Annotated in this window: 15 protein-coding genes and 3 pseudogenes; 1 reads left to right on the top strand and 17 read right to left on the bottom strand. The window is 44.0% G+C overall.

All coding sequences use genetic code 11. The features are described 5' to 3' along the window. Positions 1-399 precede the first annotated feature (399 nt). Positions 400-1,656, top strand: coding sequence for an MFS transporter (locus JCM10914_RS26285; protein ID WP_023966757.1), 1,257 nt, complete (start codon positions 400-402; stop codon positions 1,654-1,656). A 394-nt stretch (positions 1,657-2,050) separates the two neighbouring features. Here the strand turns inward: JCM10914_RS26285 and JCM10914_RS31565 are convergent, their stop codons facing one another. From JCM10914_RS31565 to JCM10914_RS31555, 17 genes and pseudogenes are all read right to left on the bottom strand, one after another. Continuing rightward, complete coding sequence (locus JCM10914_RS31565) at positions 2,051-6,430, bottom strand: S8 family serine peptidase (protein ID WP_036720246.1); 4,380 nt, start codon at positions 6,428-6,430, stop codon at positions 2,051-2,053. 358 nt (positions 6,431-6,788) lie between these two features. Then, positions 6,789-8,800 (bottom strand): annotated as a pseudogene (ligA, locus tag JCM10914_RS26270) (NAD-dependent DNA ligase LigA). Between the two features lie 52 nt (positions 8,801-8,852). Further along, positions 8,853-11,186, bottom strand: coding sequence for a DNA helicase PcrA (gene pcrA, locus JCM10914_RS26265; RefSeq protein WP_023966747.1), 2,334 nt, complete (start codon positions 11,184-11,186; stop codon positions 8,853-8,855). A gap of 70 nt (positions 11,187-11,256) precedes the next feature. After that, complete coding sequence (locus tag JCM10914_RS26260) at positions 11,257-11,961, bottom strand: heptaprenylglyceryl phosphate synthase (protein WP_023966745.1); 705 nt, start codon at positions 11,959-11,961, stop codon at positions 11,257-11,259. Between the two features lie 201 nt (positions 11,962-12,162). Then, positions 12,163-13,562 (bottom strand): annotated as a pseudogene (locus JCM10914_RS26255) (undecaprenyl-phosphate glucose phosphotransferase). Beyond that, positions 13,559-14,469: pseudogene (locus JCM10914_RS26250) on the bottom strand (glycosyltransferase family 2 protein). Before JCM10914_RS26250 ends, JCM10914_RS26255 begins: the two co-directional pseudogenes overlap by 4 nt. An 81-nt stretch (positions 14,470-14,550) precedes the next feature. Beyond that, positions 14,551-15,486, bottom strand: coding sequence for a glycosyltransferase family 2 protein (locus JCM10914_RS26245; RefSeq protein ID WP_023966737.1), 936 nt, complete (start codon positions 15,484-15,486; stop codon positions 14,551-14,553). A 114-nt stretch (positions 15,487-15,600) separates the two neighbouring features. Next, positions 15,601-16,485, bottom strand: a complete 885-nt coding sequence (gene rfbD, locus JCM10914_RS26240; RefSeq protein WP_023966735.1) for a dTDP-4-dehydrorhamnose reductase — start codon at positions 16,483-16,485, stop codon at positions 15,601-15,603. Beyond that, positions 16,482-17,504 (bottom strand): dTDP-glucose 4,6-dehydratase, encoded by a 1,023-nt coding sequence (rfbB, locus tag JCM10914_RS26235; RefSeq protein ID WP_023966733.1) that lies wholly within the window; start codon positions 17,502-17,504, stop codon positions 16,482-16,484. Before rfbB ends, rfbD begins: the two co-directional genes overlap by 4 nt. A 12-nt stretch (positions 17,505-17,516) precedes the next feature. Continuing rightward, a complete protein-coding gene (rfbC, locus tag JCM10914_RS26230; protein ID WP_023966731.1) occupies positions 17,517-18,065 on the bottom strand; it encodes a dTDP-4-dehydrorhamnose 3,5-epimerase in 549 nt (182 codons plus the stop codon). A gap of 18 nt (positions 18,066-18,083) precedes the next feature. Next, positions 18,084-18,827 (bottom strand): sugar phosphate nucleotidyltransferase, encoded by a 744-nt coding sequence (locus JCM10914_RS26225; RefSeq protein WP_036720244.1) that lies wholly within the window; start codon positions 18,825-18,827, stop codon positions 18,084-18,086. A 21-nt stretch (positions 18,828-18,848) separates the two neighbouring features. Further along, complete coding sequence (locus tag JCM10914_RS26220; RefSeq protein ID WP_023966727.1) at positions 18,849-20,039, bottom strand: DHHW family protein; 1,191 nt, start codon at positions 20,037-20,039, stop codon at positions 18,849-18,851. Between the two features lie 24 nt (positions 20,040-20,063). Further along, a complete protein-coding gene (locus JCM10914_RS26215) occupies positions 20,064-21,458 on the bottom strand; it encodes an MBOAT family protein (protein ID WP_023966725.1) in 1,395 nt (464 codons plus the stop codon). Positions 21,459-22,201: 743 nt separating this feature from the next. Beyond that, positions 22,202-22,954: a hypothetical protein gene (locus tag JCM10914_RS26210; RefSeq protein ID WP_023966723.1), complete on the bottom strand. Its 753-nt coding sequence runs from the start codon at positions 22,952-22,954 to the stop codon at positions 22,202-22,204. 41 nt (positions 22,955-22,995) lie between these two features. Then, positions 22,996-23,907 (bottom strand): glycosyltransferase family 2 protein, encoded by a 912-nt coding sequence (locus JCM10914_RS26205; RefSeq protein WP_023966721.1) that lies wholly within the window; start codon positions 23,905-23,907, stop codon positions 22,996-22,998. Positions 23,908-23,941: 34 nt separating this feature from the next. Continuing rightward, a complete protein-coding gene (locus JCM10914_RS31560) occupies positions 23,942-24,343 on the bottom strand; it encodes a UDP binding domain-containing protein (RefSeq protein ID WP_269433939.1) in 402 nt (133 codons plus the stop codon). A gap of 83 nt (positions 24,344-24,426) precedes the next feature. Then, entirely contained in the window at positions 24,427-25,251 is an 825-nt protein-coding gene (locus JCM10914_RS31555) for a nucleotide sugar dehydrogenase (RefSeq protein WP_023966719.1), read from the bottom strand. Positions 25,252-25,264 lie beyond the last annotated feature (13 nt).

Here is a 25,264-nt window from a genome sequence, read left to right as displayed (position 1 = left end):
TTGCTCATTTAGAAGCTAACGTATCAACGTTTGCTTTGTATTACATTGACGTGTTCCATTTGTTCAGTTTTCAAAGAACTTGTTGGTCCGCGATGCTAATACTTTCAATTCAGCAGCGCAGGATTATATCTTACCAAGTTTAGAACCTGGTGTCAATCATTTTTTTCGACATCTTTCGACATGTTCCGAAGAATATATGTCAAAAGCGACAATTAGTAATATACCATGAGCTCATCGTTATAGCAAGTGTTTTTATTAAAATTATTCACTCATTCCCTGACCGGATATTTTATAGGTTTCATCTCGAAATGTAATTGATTTCCTGCACGAATGGGACTACTGTTAATTCATCGCTTTTCACGCGTTCGAGTCATCTCATAAGAAAGGAGTTTGCCAAGCATGGCTGACAAAAGCATTGCTCTCCAGCGTCCCCAAGACAAACCCAGTCCAGCTCACGGAGAGGCCGGGCAAGCTACGGTTTACAAAATTCTGCTCGCCATCAGCTTTGTCCATTTGTTTAATGATTCCATTCAATCCGTCATACCTGCGATCTTTCCTATATTGAAGGATAATCTTATGTTGACGTTCACGCAGATCGGATGGATATCGTTCGCTATCAATTTTACTTCTTCTATTATCCAGCCCGTCATCGGCTATGCTGCTGATCGAAAGCCAACCCCGATTCTTCTTCCGATCGGAATGTGCTTTACCTTCGCAGGCGTATTCATTCTCGCATATGCCCATACTTATGTGTTGGTTCTGTTCGCGGTGATTCTAATCGGACTGGGCTCAGCTACGTTTCATCCAGAAGGGATGCGTGTCGCGCATATGGCTGCCGGCATGCGAAAAGGATTGTCACAGTCGATCTTTCAGGTCGGAGGAAATGCGGGACAGTCGCTGGCTCCGTTGTTAACACGTTATATCTTTGTTCCATTCGGTCAGTTTGGTGCCATAGGATTTACCTTTGTGGCTGCTGCTGGGATACTCGTCCAGTCTTACGTTGCCAAATGGTATCACGACATGCTAAAGGCAGGTTATACCTTTAAAAAAAGGACTTCCGGTCGTTCGCTCGATCCGGCACGACGCAAAAGCATTTTGAACGCAACGCTCGTGCTTGTCGTCCTTGTGTTTATCCGGTCTTGGTACGGCGCAGCCATCAGCAGCTATTACGCCTTCTATTTAATGGACGCCTACCAAATTAAATTGGACAATGCTCAGATTTATATTTTCCTGTTCCTGGCTTCTGGGGCTGTAGGAACTTTCTTCGGCGGACCGCTCGCCGACCGTTTTGGCAGACGTAACATGATTATGTTCTCCATGATCGGTACGGCGCCGATCGCTCTAATCTTGCCGTTCGCTTCTCCGTTCTGGGCCGGCGTGCTGCTCGTCATCGGTGGATTCGTACTGTTATCGAGCTTCTCGGTCACGGTGGTCTACGCCCAAATGCTGCATCCAGGCAATATCGGTACCGTGTCCGGCTTGATTACCGGCTTCGCCTTCGGTATGGGAGGAATCGGCTCGCTTGTCCTTGGTAATCTTAGTGATACATGGGGAATTGGCAACGTAATGATTGCTATTGGTTTCCTGCCCGCTCTGGGACTGCTCGCACTGCTTCTGCCGGGAGATGATAAGCTGGATCAATGGGCTAGGGAGTAACATAAGTCAAAAGACACCCATCAATACACGTTTTGTGTGATATGATGCGTGTCTTTTTATTTTATTTTCCGGACAAGTTTGACGAACCAGTATAGGAAAATCCAGGGCAGTATGTACTTGGTCACCCATTCGATGCAGAGGCGTAACTCATCTCCTCCTCTACCGGGCTTCGTCATGTCGACTAAAACCATAACGATAATGAACAACGGTAATATAAGTATGGCTAGATAAGTAAGTACTTTCTTATTTTTCATCTTCTACCCCTTCCAATCCATATCCTATTTATCCATAGAATATCATCGTCCATCAATAATGAATATCTATTTCTCGGTAAAAACAAACGGGAGCTGCCCTGATCTATCTAAGATCCAGGACAAACTCCCGTTAGTTCAGATTAAATCTTGTTCAGGTACTCGAGCAGACGATACACAATCACGGATACTTGTGCGCGAGTAGACGTCTCATTGGGTGCAAAACGATTACCGTTTACTCCTTTGACCAGCCCTTTCTCGACGGCAAAAGCAACCGCTGCACGTGCATCCTCTGAAATCAGATGGATATCTTGGAATGACAATGAACCTGCTGTCGAATCAATCTTCAATGCTTCCGCAATCATAACGACCATTTCCTCACGAGTGAGTGGGTTCTTCGCTCCTGCTTCTTTGCTGCGTGTCTCCCAATCAATGCCCGTCTCGAAAATGCGATCCAGCAGCGTCGCGAATTCAGCCCGTGTCACGGCATTGTTCGGAGAGAACCTGCCTGCACCCGTACCGTTCGTAATATGCTGCGAGGCAGCAACTTCGATCTCGTCCTTAGCCCAGTGCCCGACAATATCGGTAAAGGTTACGTTGTTCTCTGCGGCTACATAAGAACCAGGTCCATAAATGCCGAACGTGATTGATCCTCTTGTAACCGACTTCAGCAAGCCAGCGGACTGCAAGTCCCCTTTTTCCGACTGAACATAGGCGCCGACCTTGCGTGTATCCTTCACTTTCGCAGGGTCATAGTTCAAGGTCAACCATAGTGGATGACTGAACTTGTCTGCGTGTTGAATCGATACGAGTGAGGACACCCGATTATCAGGCCCTGGTTTACTTGCCGTAACGGAGAGCTTTAAGCTGAATCCACTGCTCGTTACGAAATCATCCAAAGCCTCAGCAGGAATGGTCAATGTAAAACCGTTACCCGTGATCACGAGAGGCTTGCCCGATGCTTTCAATTTGTCAGCGGTTGTCTTGCCTAATGTAAGGGTTACGTCTCTATATTTACTGAAATCAAGTTTAGAAACGTCCAGCTTCACTTCTTTGCTGTCACTTGCGATTCCTGCTGTAACCGCTGCTTCAGACAGCGCTGCTGTTGCAGACTCGGTGCCGTCCGCATTTTTCTTCGTGGTTACTTTGGCGTCACCAGATACTTCAGGAGCTGGTGTAGATGGTGTGCCTGAACCGCCACCACCGCCGCCAGGATTACCTGGGTCTGGGCTGCTTACCACATTGAGGGATACCACCGCTTTACCTTCCAGTCCTTGGTGATCCTTAACCGAAAGTTCAACGGTGTATTTACCCGTAGACAGGCTACCTAAAGCGATATTAAACGCACCATCCTGTTCGACATCGAAGCTGCCTTGTTTGGCAACCGTCTTATCGGCTTTTTTGACAACATAATTGGCAGCCAGCCATTCGCTAACATCGAAATCAATGGCCCAATCGTCCATTAATGCCGGAACGGCCGTGACATAGAGATCGTCGATGGTTCCGGTTAGTGCGAGCGTGGAACCACTGGAGGCCTGCACGTCAGATTTCGTGTTAATAATAGGTGCTTTAGTTTTGACGAAGAATGGAATCGTTGCATAATCGGTATAAACGACACTATTCGTACCGAGGGACAAAAGTTCTACCGAGTACAGACCGTCTTTAATCCATTCTATTTCTTCGGTTGTGTAATTGAAGTACTCTCCATCAAATCCGAGTGTATATTCCGTATTGGCTTCGAAAAGATACTTATCTGTGCCAAAAATCTGCCCAATCAACCCATCACCGTCTGGTCCTGATTCAGGATTCAGGCTATCGTACAAATCAACGATGACAATTCGCATAGGATTGTAGAATTCGAAGCCTACAGACAGTTCGTCAAGTTCCCCTTGTTCGTCCAAAGGAAAATGCGGCAAGTAGGTTTCCGTATCGGAATAGACCTTCGTGTATTTGATACCCGTCATTTCCAGATTGAAGTACGCTACATAAGGTACAGAATAAGTGCGGTTACCGTTCTTAAAGATAATGTAGCCCTGCTGTTCCGAAACTCCGGATATACCTGCTGGAACTTGAAGCGTTACAATGAGTTCTTTCTCCCCATTTAAATCAAAAGAAGTCTGGTCCACGGTAACATCTACTCCAAGAGTGGATTGCGTTCTACTAATCTCCACCTCAAACTGTCCGCCTATTTCTCCAACTTGTTCAACCTTAATCTTCTTCTGAACGGTCTGAGCGGTTCCTCCCGTAAAATTACCGAAGTTAAGGCTTCCCGTAATATTCTCCTGCTCTTTACTTGTTCCGTTCTCCAGATAAGACGTCTTATCCAGCACCTTGACCAGAGCCTCAGCCTGAATGGTACCAAGTGCCTGAATACGTCCTGCCCCTTGATCCGTTACATCATAAGAATCCGTATTCAGCACTTTGGCGTTATTCATCAGCGCAACTTTCACATCAAACGGAGTCCAGTCACTGTGCTTCTCCAGTATGAGTGCGGCAAGTCCCGCCACATGCGGAGCAGCCATGCTTGTACCTGTAAGGCGATCATAAGATTGACCGTAATCTGCATCTGGATCTTCCTTTCCGTAGGCTGGAACGGACGATAGAATGCTCGTTCCCGGTGCTACAACGTCAGGTTTTATATCCAGGGTCTTTTTAACTGGACCACGGGAACTCGAGTCATTGATCTCATCCCCAACCGACTTGCTTCTGACAAAATCAGAAAAGCTTACTTTAAGATCAGGGTTGGCATCGAGCAGAGATTTGAGGAAATCGCCATCTTCTTTGCTCATACTCAGCGTCGGGATAAAGTTAAAGCTGTCACCAAGCAGAACACCGATCGGTCCCGGGTTTTGGTTGAAAATGATCGCCCCTTTGGCACCTGCAGCCTTGGCATTAGCGATTTTTTCCACAAATGCGAGTTCTCCGCGTTTAATCAACGCGATTTTGCCCGTTATGTCTTTATCCGCGAAATCTTCAGGTTTACCCAGATCCGCATACACGAGGCCAGACTCTCCATCCAGGACTATTTCCGGATCCTCGGCCAGACTCCAAGCCATCAGTTCAAGGGTATACGTAGCGTCTACTACGCTCAAAGGTACGTTAATGTCCACTGCCGGAGCAGTTTCTTCTTCGGCTGATTCAACAGGAACCTCATCAGTTCCCTGAATTTCTTCGCTTACGACATCCGATGGGTTTTCATCGGACGTTGCTGGCTCGGCAGCATCACCTACTTGTACACCAGACTGTTCTTCAGAAGCAGTTGGTTGTTCCTGTTCAGCCCCAGGTTCCACTGTACCCTCATCCACTCCGACGGGTACCTCAGGCTGCACAGCATCCGTATAAAAATGTGTAGTGGCCGAAATTTCATCACTCGGTCCTGTAGAGTTTCCTACGGTTATGGCAAAAGCAGATGCCCCCGGCGATCCTACCGTCCAGCGGTTCGGCCCCGTATTGCCGCTGGAAACGACTGGCGTGACACCAGCCAGCGCAGCATTATTAATGGCCACGGACGTTACATAATCCGGATCATTGCGGGCACTGCCAAGCGAGAGGTTAATCACATCCATTCCGTCCTGAATCGAACGGTCGATACCCCCCAGTACCCAACTGGATTTACCGCTCCCATAAGGGCCAAGCACACGATACGCATAGATATCCGCCTCCGGAGCGATACCCACAACTCCGAATTCACCCGCATCCCGGGCCGCGATGGTGCCCGCCACATGCGTTCCGTGATCGGTCCAATACGTACTTCCTCTATCATTGACCTGTGGAGGATCGTTAGGATCGTTCTCCCAATCGAGCGGAGTCGTCTCATAAGGATCATTATCGTTATCCACGAAGTCATATCCACCCTTATAAGCATCCTTCAGGACTGGGTGAACATAGTCTATTCCTGTATCGATCACACCGACTTTAACACCTTTACCTGTATATCCAAGATCCCATACTTCCGGAGCACCAATAAATGGACCGGTATCTTTCATATACGGATTAACTTCTCCCTTGGGGCCAACCGTTACTTCCAGATCCGGATACACGCCCAGAACGCCGGGTATATCGAGAATGGTCTCAAGTTTGCTACTGTCCATTTCCAATGCTACCCCGTTAAAAGCATAGCTATATTGATTAGAGATTTCATGATTGATATTTTGGCTATTCAGACTGTCAATGAAGGTTTGTTGTTGTCGCTCTACTTTCTGTTCGACGTTAGCCTTCATTGAAGAGCTAAATGACTTGCCCGCTATAGAAGATATGCCCTTGGCCAGTGCAACCGGCTCAGCAGACAATTCTACGATGACATCGACCGGCCCAGTTCCCGTGCTTTCCAATTGTTCATCCAGCACAGGAGTCTTGGCGAGCTCTGCCCGATCCTGCAAAATCTGTTTTAGTTGCAAAGCATCTTCCGCACTTAAAGGATTATTCAGCAGTTGCCTAGACTCCAATGGAGCAGCGGCTGCCGGGATAACCAATGAAAGCATTAATACCAAACTCAATAATATGGACAACACTCGTTTACTCAAGACTTTGCTCCTCTCTACAAACCGATTTTTCACCATGAATAGCAGGGCCTTAAACCTAGGAACAGCGCTTCTCTACCACCTCTTTCTATGCCGTGACTGACCCGTGGTAAATTTATTCTAGAATGAAAATTATATTCCTTCATCCTTTTCTGTAATGTTTTGTTAATTTCAGTCGAATCGGTAGGAGGTTTTGACGAATACCAAAAAACCTAATCATGGCAAGCATCCAGAGCCTTACGCACGGCGTAAGGGATACCAGGTCAGCATCGATATAGCACAAAAAACCGAAGCTGACGGGCAGCTTCGGTTTGGGTCATTGCCTATTTATTTCTGCTATAAAAATACAGCAATATAAAACTCATTCATTCAACAATCTGACAAACTCCTCTTCATCCTCCAGGATGTCGATACCCAGTTGCTGTGCCTTCGTTAACTTGCTGCCTGCTTTCTCGCCTGCGATGAGGAGGTCGGTTTTCTTAGACACGCTGCCCGTCACTTTGGCACCTAAAGCCTCCAAGCGTTCGGTAGCTTCCTCACGGGTTAGCAGGTGAAGCGTACCTGTCAGCACAACCGTCTTACCGCTGAAATAAGAATCGCTGCTGACAGGCTTCGGAGCTTCCGGAGCCTTGGCCTGGACGCCAAGCGACAGCATCTTCTCAATGCTCGCTTGAGCGAACGGATCGGCAAAATAACCTGCGATGCTATCCGCCACAATACCTCCAACATCCGGTAGCTCCACCAGTTCCTCTGCTGTTGCCGACATCACCCGATGGAGGTCACGATAATGGTCTGCAAGCATCTTCGTTGTGGACTTGCCCGTATTCGGGATGCCTAAGGCGAAGAGGAATGAAGCCAAATCCCGCTCTTTGCTCTTCTCAATCGCATCCAGCAGATTTTGTGCTTTTTTCTCACCGAAACGCTCCAGATTCAGGAGGCTGTCAAACGAGAGAGTATACAAATCCGCAGGTTCCCTTACGCTCAGCTCATCGAAGACTGAATCGCGGTCTTATCGCTGAACGTCTCGATGTCCATTGCATCCCGAGAGGCAAAATGCGTAATCCGCGCCACGATCTGTGGTTTGCAACCCGTCTTGTTGTTACAAAACAGGTGAGCGCCACGCTGCTCCAACGGGAATCCGCAGGAAGGACACTCCTCAGGATACAAAATTTCTTCTCCATCCTGCTCTTCGGTTACTTTACCAAGGATCTCAGGGATGACATCGTTCGAGCGACGAATAAACACACGCGAACCTAAGGCGAACTTCAGATTCTTGCGCTCGATGTCGCCGATATTGTTGAGCGTACAATTCTGAACGGTTACTCCGGCAAGATCAACCGGTTCTACGCGTGCGAGCGGAGTTATTTTTCCGGTACGACCCACGTTCCAAGTTACGGATTGCAGTACCGTTGTCGTCTCCTCAGCTTCGAATTTATAAGCCACCGCCCACCGTGGGAACTTGTCTGTATACCCCAAAGCCTCGCGAATACGGAAGTCCGTCACCTTCACGACAGCCCCATCAATCAGATAGTCCAGATCAGAACGCCCCTTCTCGATATCGGCCAGTTGCTCCATCACGTCATCGAACTGTTCAAAATAGAAAATGTATGGATTCACCTTCAACCGGTTCTCACGCAGAAAATTCATCATTTCCTTATGGTCATTAAAGGTGATGTCATCGGAGTAACCCACGTTGTAAAAGTACGCGTTCAGCTTGCGCTCAGCCGTTACTTTTGGACTTAAGTTACGAAGCGCCCCCGCTGCAGCATTGCGCGCATTCTTGAGCGGCTCAGCTGCGGTCTTGTTATAGTTCTCCAAGACGGACAAGTTCATAATGCCCTCACCCTGAACCTCGATCGTCCCGTCGGCGTAAGGAATCGTCAGGGGGACCGACTTGATCGTCTTCACCTGCGACAGTATGCCTTCCCCTACCGTTCCGTTACCTCTCGTCGAAGCCTGAACAAGTCTACCGTCCTGATATGTCAGATTCAGCGTCAACCCATCAAACTTCAGCTCCAAGGCGTAGCACGGGCTGGGCAGCGTGTTATCAGGATTCTTCGTATTGTAATCATTAACGAGCCTGATCACTCGCTCGTGCCAAGTGCGGAGCTGTTCAATATTCTGAGCCTTATCCAGACTCCATAAGGGTGCCTGATGGCGGTGTGGCGCAAAGCCCTTCAGAATTTCACCACCCACACGCTGGGTTGGGGAGTCGGGTAACGTGACACTCGTCTCTTGTTCTAAGGCAACAAGCTCGTCATACAGAGCGTCGTATTCCTTGTCGCTAACAAGCGGCTGATCCAGCGTATAGTAATGGTAATTGTAATTGTTCAGCTCCGCGATGAGCTGCTCCATCTTATCCTTGAACTCCATGCAGGGGCTCCTCCTTCAATCAGATAACCATCATATAAAATAAAATCAGCCGTTATTCCACTTTCGTGATGGGGGCAAAACCTGCGAGCAACCGCTTCACGCCCACCGGTGCCGGGAAGGCAATCTGCAGCTCCATGTCGTTGCCGCTTCCCTTAACCGCCACGATCGTTCCTGTTCCCCACTTACCGTGAGCCACTTTATCTCCGGCGTTAAAACCACTGCTATCGGACGCAGCCGTCGCCGGACGAGGGGATGCACCGGTTGTGACCGTGACCTTGCTCTTCGGCGCCGCCTGAGCGGAAGCCGTAGATCCACCAAGCGAGAGGTCCCGATTACGACTACCTCCGAAATTGCTGCCTCCACTACCGCCAAAACCTCTTCCGGCATAAGATCCGCCCATATTGCTCCCACCGCCGCGGCGATAACGATCACTCGCAATCTGCGTATCTTCCTTAAGCTCCTCCGGAATTTCCTCCAGGAATCGCGATGGCGGGTTTGCCGTCGTCCGTCCAAATAACGTGCGCATGCGTGCACAGGACAAAAACAGCTGCTTCTCCGCACGCGTGATGCCGACATAAGCCAGGCGGCGCTCCTCTTCGAGTTCTTCATTATCCATGAACGCTCGGCTATGCGGAAATACCCCTTCTTCCATGCCGATAATGAATACTACCGGGAACTCCAACCCTTTGGCACTGTGCATCGTCATGAGTGTAACTGCATCATCGCGGTCTTCTTCATCGTCGTTCATCGAGTCGATATCCGCGATCAAGGCAAGATCGGTGAGGAAAGAGACAAGTGACTTATCTTCATTATTCTTCTCGAATTCTTGCGTTACAGACAGGAATTCATCAATATTCTCAAGCCGCGATCGCGATTCAATTGTATTCTCGTTGTGGAGCTCGACGCGGTACTCGGACATCTCCAGAATTTTTTCCGTGAGTTCCGTTACCGACAGATATTCTACCATTCGACTTAAAGCCGCAATCATATCGTAAAAACCCACCAGCGCATTGCGCGTTCGTCCGGCAAACCCAAGATCGTCAACGATTTCCAGCACGCGGAAGATCGAGATCCCTCGCTCACCGGCGGCCGCAGCCAGCTTCGCCACGGTCGTGTCGCCGATGCTTCGCTTTGGCACGTTAATAATTCGGGTCAAGCTAATATCATCATCCGGATTAGAGATCAGACGCAGATAGGCCAGCAAATCCTTAATCTCTTTACGATCATAGAACTTGATCCCGCCCACGATCTGGTACGGAATGTCCGACTTGATCAGAATTTCCTCAATTACCCGCGACTGCGCGTTGGTTCGGTACAGAATCGCATGGTCCTGATAGCTCTTGGCAGCTTTGATGTTTTTGCTGATTTCCGAAGTAACAAAATAGCCTTCATCATGCTCCGTATCCCCACGAAACACCTTAATCTTGGCGCCTTCGCCCTGCTCCGTCCACAGGTTCTTCGGCTTACGGCCGGTGTTCAGGCCAATGACCTGATTCGCCGCATTCAGAATATTCGAGGTCGAGCGGTAATTCTGCTCCAATAGAATCGTTCTGGCCTCCGGGTAATCCTGCTCAAAATTCAGAATGTTGGTGATGTCCGCCCCGCGCCAACGGTAGATTGACTGGTCGCTGTCTCCCACCACACAGATCCGGTGATGGCTATCGGCGAGCATGCGACATAACATGTACTGTGCCCGGTTCGTATCCTGGTATTCATCCACATGGATGTATTGGAATTTACGCTGGTAGAAGTCGAGAACTTCCGGCACTTCCTTAAACAACTGGATCGTTGTCATGATCAGGTCATCGAAATCAAGCGAGTTGTTACTCTTCAGACGCTTCTGGTAGTCAGTGTATACCTTGGCAACCAGTGACTCGAAATAGTCGCCTGCCTTCTGTTCATACTGCTGCGGGGAGATCAACTCATTCTTGGCTGCACTCATCGCCGCTTGAACCGCCTTCGGCTCAAACTTCTTCGGGTCGATGTTGTGATGCTTCATCACATTGCGGATCACTGATAATTGGTCCGTTGAATCTAGGATGCTGAAGTTCGAGGTAAAGCCAATGCGCTCAATATCTCTTCGCAAAATACGAACGCACATCGAGTGAAACGTCGATACCCATATATCTTGTCCTTCCCGTCCCACCAGCTTGGACACCCGCTCCTGCATCTCGCGTGCGGCTTTATTGGTAAACGTGATCGCCAGAATGCTCCATGGAGCAGCTTTACGCGTGGCGATCAGGTACGCAATCCGGTGCGTTAGCACCCGCGTCTTGCCGGAGCCGGCTCCGGCCATAATCAGCAACGGTCCGTCCGTGGCTTCAACCGCCTGCCGCTGCTGTGGATTCAGGCGTCTAACCGCCTCGTGTATATCAATCGATTGCATAAAATATAGCCTCCTAGGGTGTAGATTATAAAAGTAGGTAGGTATGAATACGTTGGTGACGATTACTCTATCATGAAAAAGCGTCGAGATCTTTCAGGACCTTCACGGTTTCAAGCGCCTGCTGCAAATTGTCATACACGATGTTGCCTACCACGATCGTATCCGACACGGATGCTGCCGCGGCGGCTTGTTCGGCATTCGTGATGCCTCCGCCATAGAACAGGCGAGTGTGCTCGACGGATCTCCGGACGCTGCGAACGATCTCCATATCGCCGAACGATCCACTGTACTCCAAATAAAGAATCGGCAAATTCATCAGCTTGTCCGCAATCTGGGCATACGCTACTACGGAACTCGCTTCGATGGACGTCTCTGCCCCGGTCAACTTGGCTACGGCGGCGTCCTCGTTCAATACGATATACCCCTCGCTGACGACCAGATCCCATGGAATCATATAACCGTATCGTTCGATTCCTTCATGATGGCGGCCCATGATCCAGGTCGGGTCCGGCGTATTCAAGACCATCGGTACCAGATACAGATCAAATCCTGGCACAACGGCTTCCAGATCGGATACTTCCTGTACACACGGCAGCTCATAACGCCGGACGCGCGATAGTAAATCCACGGTATTTTCATATGTGACCCCGGTAGAGCCCCCGACCACAATCGCATCGGTACCTGACATGCAAATCGCATCAAGCGTGTTGTCATCTATCTCCTTCTCAGGGTCCAGCTTAAACACATGTCTCCAGGATGGTATCATCTCTTTCAAGGCGTCATTCCTCCACGTTCACGGGTTACTATTGTTCTAAAACAAGTCTATGACAGCATGGGTAGCAAGTCAATTTATGTTCGCATGAAATGCGAACATTTTTTATGGTAAATGATTCGCTGAAATGACTTGGGAAGCTTGACAACAAAAAACCGCCAGATGGCGGTTGGTGATAATATTCGGAATCAAAACTTGTATTTATCAATATGCATTCTTAAATCCGTTACGAATAGTACGGAAGATGATCTTGATGTCAAACAAAATCGACCAATTCTCTATGTAGAAGATATCATGTTTGATTCGGTCTTCAATGGAAGTATCCCCGCGCAGTCCATTACTCTGTGCCCAGCCTGTAATGCCTGGCCGTACATGATGCTTCACCATGTATTTCGGAATTTCTTCTTTAAACTGCTCAACGTAATAAGGACGCTCTGGACGTGGGCCAACAACACTCATATGACCCAATAACACATTGAAGAACTGCGGCAATTCATCCAAGCTGGTCTTTCGAAGAAATGTGCCGAACTTGGTGCGTCTTGGATCATTCGCAATGGTCCAACCCATATCAGACGCTCCCTCAGGTAATGGCTTCATCGAACGGAACTTGTACATGTGGAATTTCCGGCGGTTAAGGCCTACCCGCTCCTGCTTAAATATGACGGGGCCGCGAGAGGTAAATCGAATACCCAAGTAAATACCAATCATAATTGGTGATGTCACGATGATGGCGATTAACGAGAATAAGATATCGAAGGCCCGTTTAAACAGGCGGTTCGCCGTTAGATCCAGCGGTACATCCCGGACATTGATCATCGGCATACCTGCAAAATATCAAACATCGGTCGGGCGGGAAGGTAGTCAAAGAAATCAGGAATGATGAGTGTACGGACACCTGCTTTTTCGCAAGCCGCGATAATGCCAGGATATTTGTTATGCGCATCAAGAGGAAGCGCCAGTACCACTTCATCGATCATTTTCTCGTCCAGCACCTTCTGTAGATCACCAACCGATCCCAAGATCGGTTTAAGCCGCTTGGCCTCCTGCTCGCTCCATTGCTGATAATCATCCAGAAACCCTATCACCTCATAACCGAGCTCCGGATATTGTTTAAGGTTGCGGAAGAAGCGTTTACCTAACGTACCTGCACCCACGATGAGCACAAATTGCCGATTGTACCCTTTTTCCCGATAATGCTTAAGCGTCTTCTTCAGGAAAAATCGGTACAGGATGATCAACACCACGTTAAGCGTCATGTAAATGGCAAGATACCAACGTGAGATATCAACTTGTTTGACAAAGAACATGAAACTAAGAAGGATGAACATGCCGATAAAATGAGTCTGGAAAATCTTCATGAACTCATCGGCAAAACGTTTTTTGCGCTTGGGAGAATAGAGAGAAATCATGATACCCACGGTTAAAGCAATGGCACCGTATACTAAACTCCATATCGCATAGGTCTCAAGCGAGAGCGGCTTCTCATCCGGAAACCAGCTGCTCTCGAACTTAACCCACCACGCTAATAAGAATGCTAGTTGGATAAAAGCAAAATCGGTTAACATATACAACTTCGTCAAGAAGCCCTGATTCTTACGTATCATGATTTCACCTCCACTCCACGCGATGATGAGCCATGGTCGCGGGACGGACAGGTTGAAGGCGATTGGTAACAAGAGATAACAGCAGTTTCAGACCCACACCGGCGTACACGGCTCCGTTTACAAATATGTTGTATCGCTGACGGTAATGCTTGCGATGGAACAAAATCATTGCCCGATGAAATTCATAGATGATCTTGAACGGTCTACGCCGGGCGCTGCCGCCTTTATAATGAACGATCGTGGTGCGGGGGTAATAATGTATTCCCCAGCCTGCCTGCTTAATACGGTAACACCAGTCAATGTCTTCACCATACATGAAGAAACGCTCGTCCAGCCCGCCCACCTGATCAATCGTCTCACGACGAACCATCATGAACGCACCTACCAAACAATCGACCGGATACTCCTGATCCGGATCAAGATAGCCAAGCTGATACTGATTAAACTTCGGCTTGTCTGGGAACAGCTTACTTAAGCCGAAGGCATAGTAAAAAGATGCAGAAGGCGTCGGAAACCCTCTCTTGCAGGCTTTATCCAGTGAACCGTCTGGCAGGATGATTTTGCAACCCGAGGCTCCTGTGAGCGGATTAGCGTCCATGAAGTCTATCATCGTCTGCAGCGTATCCTGCTGGATAATTGTGTCGGAATTTAGCAGCAGCACATAACGCCCTTGTGAAACATTCATCCCCTGATTATTAGCCCTGGCAAAACCGGTGTTCTCGCGGTTCTCGATGAGGCTGATTTGAGGGAACTCTTCCCGGATAGATTGAACCGAGTCGTCCTTGGAATCATTGTCTATTACAATCACTTCATATGTATAATCCGTCTCCGACGCGAATACTGATCGCAAACAATCCACCGTCAATTGACGGGTGTTATAGTTCACGACGAGAATGCTTAGATCCATTGTGAAACGTCTCCTGACAAATATATTAATCTATCGACAGTATAACATAAATAGAAGGAATAGTATGGTAATGGTGCAGGACTATATAAATCCCGTTAATATGAACAATTTAAAAAGAAGGGTCTCAACCCGTGATTGTCGGTATGATCTGCATTTCCGAACATAATGTACTCTACTTAGAAAAGAATTTCGAGGCCCGATGAATTCTTCTAATTGCTCCTTCCTCTCACCTTGTAATCGCGGACCATAAATTCGATAAAATTCTTGCGCTTGCTTCCGGAGAAGTCCGTTCCCTGTATGTCTCTTAAAACTGGCCCACTTACTTTTAAGCTTGCCAAGCAGGGAATTACTGCCTCCTACCACATTATGGCCGTGCTGACGATAAAGCATGGAAGGCGTATGATCATAAATGACCGTACCGAATGCGGACACCATCAAGTAAACCCACCAATCATGCATCATTACCTGCTTGCTATTAACAGGCGAGCATTGAATAAACAGATTACGAGCTGATGTGTTCATCGTGATCGTCGCACCGATGGCTATGTTCTCGAACAAAGCATTCAAGAACGATGGCCCTCGGGCTGGAGGTTTTGGCCAGATCCCTTTTCGGTTCAAGTTCTCATCTGTTAGGTACGTAGAAGTAGATAGCATAGCCGGCACTTCAGCATGTACGGAAGATTCCAAGCGCTTCACCGCCTCTTCCACCTTATGTTCGAGCCATACGTCATCCTGATCGCAAAAGCAGTAGTAGTCCGCCTCAGGGTCAGCAGATCGTAATAGTTCGAAGAAGCTTGCCACAACACCCACATTACTTCCAGGAATAAGAGTGATTCTGCCTGGATAAATTCTCATTAGTTCCTCTACCAATTCTATGGTGCTGTCTGTAGAACCGTCATCCCGGATCAAAATGGAGACTTCAGGATAGCTCTGACGAAGAATGCTCTGGACCTGCTCCGTAATATACGAATCGCCATTGTAGGAAGATAGCAGCACTTGCACCTTAACAGTACTCATAAAAAACCTCCGAAATTAATGCTAATTAAACCATCTCTAGATTAAAATTCAGTTAGGAACGATAAAACTCAAAAAGACCTGATCATACAGATCAGGTCTGGAGCGTTGGCTGTATCATTTCAAGTATAATTCAGGATGTTGTTTCAATGCCAGCATAAACTGCTTCAACGCGGTACGCCAATGCGGTAAATCCTCGAACAGGTTCAATCGGATCGCTAGGTGATCCATCGCTGAATTTGCGGGGCGGGGAGCCGGCCGTGGAAACTCTGCGGTCGTGCAGGGCCCCAACTCCGCAATAACCGACAAGCCGAGCTGTTCTCTGGCTTCTTCGAAAATCGCTTGAGTAAACTCATACCAGGTACAGGAACCCGCGTTGGATGCGTGGTAAATGCCATATTGATCCGTAACGATTAAACGGGATAAAAAATCAGCTAGATCTACTGTATAAGTAGGCGAACCGGTTTGGTCGTACACCACGTTTAGCAGTGGTTTTTCCTGGCCCAACCGAAGCATCGTGTTGACAAAATTGCTACCATGCAAACCGTACACCCACGAGGTCCTTACGATGAACCACTTGGAACACAAATTCCGAATCATTTGTTCCCCAGCCAACTTGGATCGTCCGTACACCGTCTGTGGATCCGTATCATCATATTCGATGTAGGCTTTTTCGGAAGCTCCGTTGAACACGTAATCCGTGCTAATGTACACGACAGCTGCCCTGATCTTCTCCGCAGCTACCGCTACATTCCGTGTGCCAATCGTGTTCACAAGATAAGCGCCATCCACATCGCTTTCGGCTGCATCCACGGCCGTATAAGCTGCACAATGAATGATTGTATCCGGTTTGTGGCCAGTAATCACCTGCTGACACTGTACCATGTCTGTGATATCCAGTTCATTTCTTCCACAGCCAATCACCTCATGCCCAGCGTCAGCAAGAACATGTACTACATCCTGTCCTAACTGCCCGTTTGCCCCAGTTACAAGCACCTTCATTCCGCTTCACCTAACCGCTTGCCATACTGCTGGGTCATATAATCCCGGTAAGCCCCGGACTGGATCCGTGTCCACCAATCCTTGTTATTTAGATACCATTGAACCGTTTCCTTAATGCCTGTCTCGAAATTATGCTTCGGCTTCCAACCGAGCTCATCCGTAATTTTCGTAGGATCAATGCCATATCGACGATCATGTCCTGGTCGGTCTGCAACATAGGTGATCAGGGATTCCGGCTTCCCGAGCTCTGCTAGAATGGCTTTTACGATATGCAGGTTGGTCCGCTCGTTGTGGCCCCCAATGTTATAAACCTCGCCTATTTTGCCTTTATGGATAACAAGGTCGATTGCGCTACAATGATCCTCAACATACAGCCAATCACGGATATTCAGACCATCTCCGTAGATCGGCAGGGGTTCATCATTCAGGGCACGAGAAATAATGAGAGGGATCAGCTTCTCAGGAAATTGGTATGGACCATAATTATTCGAGCAGCGGGTAATGTTGATCGGGAGCCCGAAGGTCTCGTGGTATGCTCTCACGAGCAGATCCCCGCCAGCCTTGCTAGCGGAATAAGGACTGTTAGGAGCTAGTGGTGTTGACTCCGAGAAGAGTCCCGTCTCCCCCAATGATCCGTACACTTCGTCTGTGGAGACTTGAACAAACTTCGTTACGCCATATTTCTTGGCCGCGTCCAGTAGAACCTGTGTCCCCATCACATTGGTGTTCACAAAGATTTCAGGTTCCAGAATACTGCGGTCCACGTGGGATTCTGCTGCGAAATTGACCACTACGTCGACGCCTTGTTGGAAGATGGAGTCTACTGCTGTTTTGTCAGCAATATCGGCTTGGACGAAGGTATAGTTCTGGTTTTCTTCAATCGATTTCAAGTTTTCCAAATTACCTGCATAGGTAAGGGCATCCACGTTCACAATTTGGTAATCCGGATGCTGCTGAATCATATAGTGTAGAAAGTTGCTGCCGATAAAGCCGGCGCCACCTGTGATAAGAAGTTTCATCCACACGGCCTCCTAGTCAAAATTCATCTCTGCGTCTTTCAGCAGCGGGTGCCGCTGGTCTTTATCCGATAATATCGGATTTGACGTTGGCCAATCAATCCCCAAAGCCGAATCATTCCATAATATGCCGCGGTCATTGTCAGGGGAATAATATTCGTCCACTTTATAAAGCACTTGGGTGTTCGGCACCAGCGTGCAAAAACCGTGCGCAAAGCCCTTCGGCACCAGCAGCTGACGATGGTTATGCTCGCTTAAGATAACGCCTACCCACTGGCCAAAAGTAGGGGAACTTTTTCTAATATCTACGATAACATCATAAATGGCTCCGGACAGAACACGAATGAGCTTGGTTTGAGCTTTTGGGTTGAGCTGATAGTGAAGCCCTCGCAGGACACCAGCTTCAGCAGATAAAGATTGATTGTCTTGTATGAAGTTATAAGTGATACCTTGCTGGTTAAATAGTGAACCGTTGTAACTCTCCATAAAAAACCCCCGGTAATCGCCGTGGACCACCGGTTCAAGTACAAAAGCATCTGGTAGTTTCAAAGGAGTTACGTTCATTGTTCAATTCCTCCCTAACTACAGTTTGAGTTTGCCGAAATCATCACCGAATCGAACATCTCTAGCCAGCTCATTGGCCCGAGCGAGTGACGCATGCGTTCCAGCATCCGTCCACCAGCCTTGAAGCACATCAAAGGTTAGCTTTCCTTGATTAATATATGCATTGTTGACGTCTGTGATTTCCAGTTCGCCACGGGCTGACGGGTTCAATGTCTTGATAATATCAAAAACCGTTTGATCATACATATATATTCCAGTTACAGCATAATTGGACTTGGGTTGCTCCGGTTTTTCTTCAATGGAAATGATTTGACTACCTTGTATTTCCGGAACTCCAAAACGGTTAGGATCGGCAACTTCTTTGATTAGGATCTTGGCGCCGAATCTTTGGCTCTGGAAGTTTGCGACATAGGTAGAAATGTCATCCTCAAACACGTTATCGCCGAGGATGACTGCTATTGGTTCGTCCCCTGCAAATTGATGTGCAAGGTTCAACGCTTGAGCAATTCCTCCTGCTTCATCCTGCACTTTGTAAGTGAAGGAAACCCCCATTTCACTACCGCTACCCAATAAGTTTACGACATCCCCCATGTGATCCTTACCGGTGACAATGAGAAAATCGGTTAGGCCTGCTTGACGGAGTTTATATACCGGATGGAAAATCATTGGATATGCTCCGACTGGCAGCAGGTGTTTATTGGTGACTTTAGTTAAGGGATAGAGGCGTGAGCCTGTGCCGCCGGCTAGGATTATGGCTTTCATGAAATCAATCTCCTCTATATATTAGGTTCCATCGAATGAATACAATTCCCCAGAAAGATTAGTATCATTATACAAGATAAGAATTGCATTAATATTGTTTTCCTCAATGTACTTATATACGTTCATTTCATGATAATGTCTCAGATCAATTACACTGGTACTAGAAAAATGTTGAGCCAAGAATGGGACAATTGCATTAGCATATGAATCTTTTAGAATCAACATATTTATAGAACTTATATTACTATAGTGAAATTTTATTTCTGCAAAATCAGAAGAGGTTATACCAGCATAACTTAATTCAGCTTTGTCTAGTGATCTTCCAAACACTTCATTTATGTTATTAAATTCTGCACCTCTTGAATTTATAGCCTTAAATTTTTGTAAATGGGATTGGTCATTTGGGAAATATCCACATAGATATTCATAATTATAATCTTTTAAACCAAATAATTTCCTATTATAACTTCCTAAGAAATTCGCACTATTACTACACCTAACCTCATAATCTAGAATAGGTCTATTTAACTCTTCCTTTACAATCTCATCGCCTAATTGAGTCAAAATATATTTATACGAATTAAAAGCTCCTCTCAAATTCCAATGATGATCTGTCCTAAAATACATCTCTTTCAATTGCTCGTGTGTAAATGTATCTTGAAAGTGCTGAGCTAAATCAATATAATTAACCTTTGAATCAATATTCTTAGCAAAATGATCTCTGCTTCTTGAACCAACATTCTTCTGAATAAATTTAGGATAGATATTTTCAAGAATATTTTTCTTATGGGGAGCTAATACTAAATTTATTGAAATATTATTATCAGTAGAATATGACGCTAAGTCATTCATTTGCTGGATTGACTTTACAAATGTACTTTTCTTGAAAGATGTAGTAGGAATATCCATAAGCCAGTTATCCTCTGCAACAACTGTACTATTAATGATTGTTTTATTCATACTTAACTGTAGTTTTGTGTATGCCTTTATTAAAAGATCTCTTGTAAATAATTGATCACTGAAATATGTCTCATAACTCTTGAAATATTCACCAGATATTAAGTCATACTTATTCAGAACTGGTCTCTGTTCTAATTTTCTATTTTCGAATTCAGAATTTAAACGATCCGGCTTAAGCAACATAATAAATCCAACAAGGATTATGCAGCCTAAAAACAAACAAGTCATTATTATATTTGATAATCTATTCATTTACTATCTCCTCAGTACTTATGTTTAAAACCTAAAGTAGATAAAAGGATTATACGTCGAATTTGTAAGGTACATAATACTTAATAGAAAAAGAATGATATAAACTACAGGAATAATAACTTGAAATTTCTGAGAAAATATAATTCTATTATCACTTAACATCTTTTTTATTGGGATACTAAAAATAATTCCTAGAATAAAATAAACTCCATAATCATGTAGATAATACACTGTAGTATGGTCAAAGTATTCTGGAGTATTAATTCCAAACATTATCTTAAGATAGTGAAAAGAGTATACAAAATTATCAGCTCTAAAGAAGACCCACCCTATCATTACAATTAGCAAGACATATAGATGTTGAAGAGGAGCCCACAATTTAATCAAGACTTTACTGAGCGCCATTTTTTCAAGTGCGATTATCACTCCAAAGTAAAGCCCCCATATAACGAAACTCCAACTTGCTCCATGCCATAGACCTGTTAGAAACCATACTACAAATAAATTTCTTGCGTATTTCCATTTACCTTGTCGATTACCTCCTAGAGGAATATATATGTAATCTCTAAACCATGAACCTAGAGTGATGTGCCATCTTCTCCAAAATTCAGTGATGCTTTTTGAAATATAAGGATAGTTAAAATTTATTGGGAGCTTGAATCCAAACATCTTTCCTAATCCGATTGCCATATCGGAATATCCCGAAAAATCAAAATAGATCTGTAACGTATAAGCGAGAATTCCGATCCACGCGAGGGAAGTTGTTAGTTCATTGTGTGGAGAAGAGAATATTTCATCGGCTACTAATCCAAGTTGATTAGCAATCAATACCTTTTTCCCTAATCCAATAATGAATCTAATACATCCTTGAGCAAATAAATTGACACTTTCCTTACGATCCTTCAATTGTGCAGCAACTATGTCATAACGAACTATCGGACCTGCTACCAACTGTGGAAAGAACGAGATATACAATGCAAAGTCGAGTATATTCTTTTGTGGTTTAATCTCATTGCGATATATATCCACTAGGTATGCAATCGCCTGGAAAGTGTAAAATGATATCCCTATTGGAAGTGCTACAGGTGTGAAATCATAAGTAAAATTAAATACTCCACTAATAGCAGATAGTATGAAACCAGCGTATTTATAATACCCTAATAAAATAATATTTATAATGATTGCAATAATTAATGCTATTCGTCTATACTTATTCGTTTTTATAATTACTCTAGCTAACAAATAATTAGTACTTATCGAGAAGATCATTAGAAAAAGATAAGTTGGCTCTCCCCAAGCATAAAAAAATAAACTTGCTATCAATAAAACCGAATTCCTAAACTCTTTTCTTATTAAATAATATAATGATATCACTATTGGTAAGAATGCAAAAATAAACACTAAATTACTAAATACCAACTCATTGACCTCATCTCATTAATATCTGGTTTAATTTAATATTAGTATAACAATCCGGTATATTCTCTGGCCATAAATGTTGGTAAATAACATAATGATTGACTTGCGGAGATAAAATTAATTTTTTCAAGCAAAACGTTCCTACTTTTGCATATCACCATATAAAGCTAATTTATAACTATATGAAAACACCTATTGGTGCCGCATCAATAAAAATAGATTTATGTTTCCATAACAAATCAATGATTAGTTTACTGCTGATCTTCCACCCAGTACATAAACTCCGTCGAGCGCTTTTACAGGTATCTGAATCGTCGGATCCAGATCTTGCAAAAATATAGAAAAAAAAGCTCGAGTATATTAGCATTCCGTGATCGTGACGATTGTAGTTATGGATCAGATTGACGAGAAGATATTTAATAATTTGGATATATGATCCCATCGGTATAATTATTATACAGAAAAAAGTATTTCCTCATGTGACAGTATCACCGGATATGCTTCGACTAGCAGGTGATTATTGTTGACATTAGTTATGGTATAGAGGTGTGACACTGTTCCTTGATCTATTTAATAAGGTGATTATTTTTTAAAGAAACCAAGTAACTTATTATACCTTCCTAATTTACGACTAGCAGGTACTGCAGGTACTACAGAAATATCATTCTTGAGATCCTCAAGTTCAATAAAGTACTCACTAATATAATCAAGGGTTTCCTTGAGACCAAGTGGACTATGGCCCTTTATACTATCACTATATAAAATAATATTAACCTTATCAAAAACTTATCTAAAGAATTCATTTCCGATATAAAAGGAACTAAATGATTCTGCATATCATGCTCACACGAGACGTTCTGAATATAAATAATTCGCGGAATATATCCTATCTTTTTATAAAAAAAAGGAACACTTAATTTATGGTTATAGCTCTTACATATTTCCTCAATTGTCATTCCAGGATGTACTATCTCCATTAGATCTTTTACGTGGCCACTATAATAATTAGTGACAATAGTCTGGGGATTATTAACAATAACTTTGGTTCCTTTTATAAATCCTCCTAAAATCATTGACATAAATCCCCCTCCTGAACTACCGTAAAAGAGTACTTTCCCTGAAGGAATTCCCAAAACAGGGAGTAATTTAACGAATATTTTAGAGATGTTCTCCAAATAGTGATCGTCTTTAACACCATACCCCCAACCCAATCTTATCTTCCCATTATATAATGTCGGATCATTGTAGAATATTGTTGATTCTGGTATATGCTTCATCCATGCATGTCTTTGGAAAATTGGCGGCTTTAATTTTTCAGGTTGATATGCACCTGAACCTAATATAATTAATTTATCGCTCTCTCTTTTTAAATTCATTAAAAACTCGTATTTAACCCCTGTACACATTACTTTAAGTATATAGGGTGCATCATATTTAATATGAGATGAATTAATATTCCGAATATCAGTAACAATCTCCGATAGGTTATCTAGCACCGAAATTCCCTCCGAGTATACTTTAGTATATGCAGTTTTTTTTAAATTTTCTTGAAAATTCTATAAGCCACTTTATACATAAAGCCTCCACTCAGATTCAAAAACAAGCAAACTATTTGTTTTATTGAATAGAAATTATACTTCAATGAACTTACAATCATCGCCCTTCCTTTTTTTATATCACCATACAATGATAAATTATGTCCAAAAGAAAATAAAAAATGCGCAGCATATACTGGCCCCGCATCTATGAAAAGTTTCTTATGCATATCCCAAATTTTTTCATAACTTTCTATAAGGCTACCAGAGTCCGAAGAAATACTCTTCTCAGTATAAAAAGCTTTTACTAAAGGTTCATCGATCCAAATAATAGGGAAATACAGCGATATTCTCAACCATAATTCCCAATCCTGCAGCCTAGGCATTTTTTCATTGAAAGATCCCGTTACGGAAAGAACCTCTTTTGGTAACAGTACAGTTGGTGTCGCTATAAAATTACCTCGTAACAATTCCTTATGTATGTTCTCCTTGATAATCATACCAGGTTTAGGTATATGTTCTTGTATCCCATTTCTATATCGAATAAAGCTAGTGAAAATAATTGAAGGAGACTTATCATTTATTAAATCAACTTGCTTTTTTAATTTGCTTGGTTCCCAGAGGTCATCGCTATCATGAAATGCAATCCATCTACCATTAGCATAATCGATTCCTATATTCCGGGCTGCAGAAGCACCTACATTTTGTTGCAAAGGTACATATTTAATTCTATGATCTTCAATAGATTGGATTATATCTTTTGTTTGATCAGATGAATCATCATCAACAATAATAAACTCAAAATTTGAATAAGTCTGTTCAAGCACACTATTAATAGATCGAAGGATCGTGTCTTGTCGATTATAAACAGGCATTACAATACTAATTAGTATATTTTTATCTTGATTTAACAAAGTACTCCTCCCCTAGGTTTAAAATGTTTTAGGCTTAGGCTCGGACGATTTTATCAGAAGTAATACTTCTATAAACTCCCCTAGTATCCACAATTAATTTACTATACGCATGTATTAAATCATAATCAAAAACTTCATGATCCGTACTAATTATAGTACAATCAATCTCCTGTAATAATTCCGGTGTTATTAAGATTGATTTGAGGTCGAAAGAATGCTTTCTCATCTTGGGAAAGACAGGAATATAGGGATCAGAATAATATATTTGGGCACCTTTAGCCTTTAGTAATTCCATTAGTTCAACAGAAGGAGACTCTCTAACGTCGTCAATATCTTTTTTGTATGACAAGCCTAAAACTAAAATTTTTGAATTCATAAGTGATTTACTCTCTTTATTTAACGCATCAGAAACCTTACCAATAACCCACTCAGGCATGTTTGTATTTATTTGACCCGATAATTCAATAAATCTAGTAGTTACACCATATGCCTTAGCTTTCCATGTTAAATAGAAGGGATCTATTGGTATACAATGCCTCCTAATCCTGGCCCAGGATAGAACGGGGTGAAGCCAAACGGTTTTGTTGCAGCTGCATCAATAACTTCCCATATATCTATATTCATCTTATCTGCAATTATTTTCATTTCATTCACTAGCCCAATATTAACGGATCTATATATATTTTCAAGTAACTTAGTTAACTCCGCAGATTTTGTTGAACTGAGAGGAATCACTTTCTCTATAATGCATTCATATAATGCTACACCAACCTCTAAGCAGTCCTCAGTAGAACCTCCTACTACTTTAGGAATAGTTGATGTTGTGAAATTAGGATTTCCAGGGTCTTCTCTCTCAGGAGAATAAATGAGAAAAAAATCTGTTCCAATTGTAAATCCCTGTTTTGTTATTCTAGGTGCGAGCTCTTCATCAGTGGTCCCAGGGTATGTTGTACTTTCTAAACTAAGTACCTGTCCCTTTTTCAGATAAGGCAGGATTGTTTCGATTGTATTTGTAACATAAGATAAATCAGGCTCCCTATATTGATTTAGGGGAGTAGGTAAACATAAGATAATAGCATCAACTCTACTAATTTCTGAAAAGTCAGTAGTTGCATAGAATAAATTCTTTTGTGTTACGTTTCTTATAGAGTTAGAAGAAATATGTTTAAAATAACTTATTCCATCATTAATAGATTGAGTTTTGGACTCTTCAATATCAAATCCAACAACTTTAACGTTGGAATTTGAAAAAGCAAGAGCTAATGGTAGTCCAACGTACCCCATACCGATGATACCAACTACCCCTCGCTTTTCTTTTATAGTGTTTATTAATTCGGTTTTCATAAATTATGTCTCC

The sequence above is a fragment of the Paenibacillus sp. JCM 10914 genome (genome assembly GCF_001315105.1).
Classification (GTDB): Bacteria; Bacillota; Bacilli; order Paenibacillales; family Paenibacillaceae; genus Paenibacillus_AQ.
Note: the sequence above shows the minus strand (reverse complement) of the source record. Positions and strands in the feature narration are given on the sequence as shown.

Bases quoted from the DNA above. Each gene is read 5' to 3' on its own strand.
- JCM10914_RS26285 (WP_023966757.1), top strand. From the start codon at position 400: ATGGCTGACAAAAGCATTGCTCTCCAGCGTCCCCAAGACAAACCCAGT.
- rfbB (WP_023966733.1), bottom strand. From the start codon at position 17,504: ATGAAACTTCTTATCACAGGTGGCGCCGGCTTTATCGGCAGCAACTTT.
- JCM10914_RS26225 (WP_036720244.1), bottom strand. From the start codon at position 18,827: ATGAAAGCCATAATCCTAGCCGGCGGCACAGGCTCACGCCTCTATCCC.
- rfbC (WP_023966731.1), bottom strand. From the start codon at position 18,065: ATGAACGTAACTCCTTTGAAACTACCAGATGCTTTTGTACTTGAACCG.
- JCM10914_RS31560 (WP_269433939.1), bottom strand. From the start codon at position 24,343: ATGCCTGAGTGGGTTATTGGTAAGGTTTCTGATGCGTTAAATAAAGAG.
- pcrA (WP_023966747.1), bottom strand. From the start codon at position 11,186: ATGCAATCGATTGATATACACGAGGCGGTTAGACGCCTGAATCCACAG.
- rfbD (WP_023966735.1), bottom strand. From the start codon at position 16,485: ATGAAGGTGCTTGTAACTGGGGCAAACGGGCAGTTAGGACAGGATGTA.
- JCM10914_RS31555 (WP_023966719.1), bottom strand. From the start codon at position 25,251: ATGAAAACCGAATTAATAAACACTATAAAAGAAAAGCGAGGGGTAGTT.
- JCM10914_RS26220 (WP_023966727.1), bottom strand. From the start codon at position 20,039: ATGAATAGATTATCAAATATAATAATGACTTGTTTGTTTTTAGGCTGC.
- JCM10914_RS26245 (WP_023966737.1), bottom strand. From the start codon at position 15,486: ATGAGTACTGTTAAGGTGCAAGTGCTGCTATCTTCCTACAATGGCGAT.